4 protein-coding genes are annotated in these 3,971 nt (G+C 33.9%); all 4 read left to right on the forward strand.

Features of this window, described 5'->3' with window-relative positions:
* The coding region (locus AC1DRF_RS18615) for a replication protein (protein WP_477741365.1) at positions 1 to 1,151 on the forward strand (1,151 nt) is incomplete at its 5' end.
* Between the two features lie 107 nt (positions 1,152 to 1,258).
* A complete protein-coding gene (locus AC1DRF_RS18620) occupies positions 1,259 to 2,038 on the forward strand; it encodes a ParB N-terminal domain-containing protein (protein WP_477741366.1) in 780 nt (259 codons plus the stop codon).
* 74 nt (positions 2,039 to 2,112) lie between these two features.
* Positions 2,113 to 2,697 (forward strand): hypothetical protein, encoded by a 585-nt coding sequence (locus AC1DRF_RS18625; RefSeq protein ID WP_436363228.1) that lies wholly within the window; start codon positions 2,113 to 2,115, stop codon positions 2,695 to 2,697.
* 446 nt (positions 2,698 to 3,143) lie between these two features.
* Positions 3,144 to 3,686, forward strand: coding sequence for a helix-turn-helix domain-containing protein (locus AC1DRF_RS18630; RefSeq protein ID WP_414860142.1), 543 nt, complete (start codon positions 3,144 to 3,146; stop codon positions 3,684 to 3,686).
* The last annotated feature ends 285 nt before the right edge of the window (positions 3,687 to 3,971 follow it).

The raw sequence follows: 3,971 nt of genomic DNA on the forward strand, positions 1-3,971 counted from the left end.
AACAACAATTGGCCTTACATAAAGTATTCCCTAAAAAACGTATGGAAATGTTAGATTACGTGATTTATAACCTTGTTGCTACGGGCATTCAAGCAATCCAATCAAAAACACTTATGCAAAAATTTGATGTATCTCAAAGTACCGTTTCTCGCTTTGTGAAGTCTTTAAAGGCAACACCGTTTATGATCGTGGCACGTTATATCAAAGAAGATACAACAGGTGCTCATCCTGATAGCTATGTGTTTATCCTTAAAAGCCATAAGAATTTTGATCAAATTTGTGAGGAAATCTTTTTTGCACACGATACAACAGGTRTTCAAACGCTTCAACAAGAAGAAATGACAACTCCTGTGACAACTCCTGTGACAAGTCCAGAAAGTGCYGAAAAYGTTGATASACCAAGCTTAGAGGGCGAAAAAACRTCGTCCCCCTTTATTAACCTTGATTTACCTAAAAATCATTTAAATAATCATTTAATATCTGCTTCACAGTCATTTGCTTATATCAAAGGTGTKCCTAAGAAAGTAAATAATGTGTATGCAGGTAAATATGGTCATCAACTTAAAGACTTTTATGCTCGTATTCAAAATGCTGCAAAAGCCGTAAAACGAGATACAGAGATTGAGATTGAAAAAGAGCAAATACATGAAATTGCGTATTGGACCATTGTTGGATTAGATAAATATGTATATGAAGCGAATCGTAAGGGTACTCCCCTATCACTGGATAAAATGTGCCGTCTTGTTTATCAAATTGCTTACAATCAATTTACGAATCTACTTAAAGGGAATACAGAAGAACAATCATCTGATTCAGACATACATACTGAAAGTGAAACAGCATCCCTATTTACGCCTAAACATATCATCCGTAAGGAAATCGTTCCTGCTTGGTTGAAAGCTCGAAAGGAAGGAAAGAAGTGCAAACAAGAAAAAGCTATTCCTCTAGATCAGCAGCTAAAAATAATTGAGTTAAAGCAGAAATTAGGGCAAGAACTAACGCCAGAAGAAGAAAACTTACTCCAAGAGCACAGTACGACGTACAGTTCGTTAGAAATGGTGCAGCTTAAACAAGATCTTGGACAAGCCTTAACACCAGAGGAACAAGCTTTATTGCACCAACAGGACCAGTTAAAAGGCTCAGTTTCTTAATCAAAAAGTGAAGAAATCCCTTAGAAGCTGATGTTTAATTAGGATATTATTATTTAGAAATATGTTCTAAATAATTAATATATAAATCTATGTAGGAGGAGATCACGATGCCACATAAAATGACACTAACAGGATCTGCGACGGGTCCATTACGAGAATACGATCGCTACGTTGCCTTTGATATGCGTGAAAAAGGCTCTCCATCTGCGCCTAAAGGTCTGAAGAAGAGTACGTTTATTTCGTATACCGTGTTTGTTGCCAAGAAAGCCTTTAATAAAACCGGACTCACAAAGAAAAGTATTATGCATGAAAAAATCTTAATACAAGGCGAACCAACGTTAGATATTCGCATTGACGAATGCCCTGGGGAAATTGGTATCATCTGCTTTCAGATTACCGTTCTCCCGAATAAAAACGATAAAGAAGCGAATGAGTCGAAAGATAAAAAAGAAGCGAAACAAGAGGTTTCTAAGGCACAACAAGAGGTTGCAGCTACCAAGCAGGAAGAAAAACAAGCTCCTGTTTCTCAGCCTGTAGCAAAAGAAGAAAAAAAGGAAGCTGAAACGGTACAGCCAGAAGTGAAAGAAACGCCTGTGCAAGAGAAAAAGGCTGCACCACAACCGAAACAGCTACCAACTCAGCCAAAAGGGACACAGGATGTTGTGAAATTTGACGAGATCATCGTTCCTGAAGCTTTCTTAAAGACACGTCCAAACCCTGTGAAAACAGAAGAAGTCATTGAGTTTGTGAAGCGTACAGGACACCTCGATAAGCCGTTAACGATTGATAAAGGATCGAAGGTCTTAAAAGATGGCTATCGTCGTTATATCGTGGCTGAAACGATAAAAATGGACAAAGTCCCTGTTGTCTATGAACCTCAAAAATAGCTTATAACCTTTTTCTAATAAAGTTGTAAGGTTCTTTTTTAAGAAAAAAATCTTTATACAAGGGAGTTTTTCTTATGGAAGCTATGAATGAAGACTTCACGAAATATGGAGAGGTAGTGTACCCTTATTATCTTGAGAGGGAGGATGAACGTGGAACCATATATGTAAGACAATCACCTTCACAGGATTCACCTGCAAATAACTTATGTATAATTTACTTTGAGGTAAAAGCGAAGTGTAGTGTGTACATTCATGACATCAAAAGTCCTGGTGGCGTGAATAAAGGCTATGGATCAGTGGCAATGCGCGCTTTAATTACACATTCTATCAACAAAGGTTATTTAAGAATAACAGGATGTTTGTCTCACTTTGATTCTGATCACATCTCTAGATTAATCTCCTTTTATGAAAAGAATAGCTTTGATATAAAACTAAACTCAACAAGGGATAGTGGAAAGATTCGGTTAGATCTAACCAATCAAAATGAGTTATTAAAGAATCTCACGACAATTCCTTTTCAAGAGAGAATAACTTTATTAGAAAAGGAACTAGAAGAGCAGCAACAAAAAGAAAAAAAACTTCAAGAAAAAATAACATCTTTAGAGCATAATATTGCAAATGAAAATAAAGTGGTGAAATTCTTAAAGAAATACGTTTAAAGCTAAAACCTGCTACTTATAGATTTTGGTATTTCCTATTCAAAAGAGTATGACACTATAAATATATAATAATCTTAATATCCCTCTGTATTTTACTCCATACAGAGGGATATTTTTAGATAAAGCGAATTTTTAACTTTTAAATAAGGTTAAGTAGAACTTTAGTTAAACTTATATAACTTTAGATTGAAGTTTTTATATAAGTTTATAGTTTTTTAGTATCTTAGGTTCAACTTATGTTCAACTTGAGTGAAAACCTTAATCGATAACGAATAACTTTTAATAAGGAAGAAGGTTTTATTAAACGAACATCGAACTTTACATTTGAAAAACTAGCTATATCAAAACCTTAAGGAAAGTACTTATTAAGGTTTAAAAGGTTGATAAATTGCTTTATTATATATGCATATATGTTTTAATTTAAGTTAATGAAGGTGGATGAAAACATGAACGAAAGTGAAAAGCAAGGTTTATCAAACATCGATGATAACATGGATCAACCGTTATTAACCGTAAAAGAAGCTGCAAATCATATCGGTGAGAGTGCCGCAGTTATTCGAAATTGGATGAACGAGTTAAAAAACCACATACCAACGATCCGTGGGGAGAATAATTACCACTACTTTGATAAAGAGGCTCTTGAGATACTTATTTTAATTAAGAAACTAAGTAGAGAACAAAATTATTCAATTAAACAGATTAACCATTATTTCAATAGTGGGGGTGAATCGTTTAAGCCTGATCTTGAACCGATCTATCAAGAAAAGATTATAGATGAATTAAGGTTTCTAAGAGAGCAGTTTGAGTTACAACAACAATTTAATCAAGCCTTAACAACAAAGTTAGAGGAACAGCAGCGTTATATTGATGAGACTCTTGCTAAGAGGAATAATGAAATCACAGATTCTATTCGACTCCTGCAAGAAACGAAACAGCAAGTAGCTGCCAGTGAGAAAAAAGGTTTCTTTGCTAAACTTTTCTCTAAATAATAAATTGTTATAACAAAAGTGTATGATTTTTTATATCAAAAAAGCCTAGTTTCTATAAGAATAGGCTTTTTTGATTAAAAGGGACATTCAATTATAGATTCTGTTTTACTCTTGATTTAATAATATTAATTGTAACTAATTTCCTTAAATTGTACCATTTTAATCCAATAAATTGATTTTATCGCCATATTCATTGGAAAGTATTCCTTTGATAAAATATAGGTACAATCCTTTCTCATATGTTTTTTCTTCATAGGTAATACCCCTATATCTAATCTTCAAGAC

The organism is Priestia sp. P5_B4 (assembly GCF_056400385.1).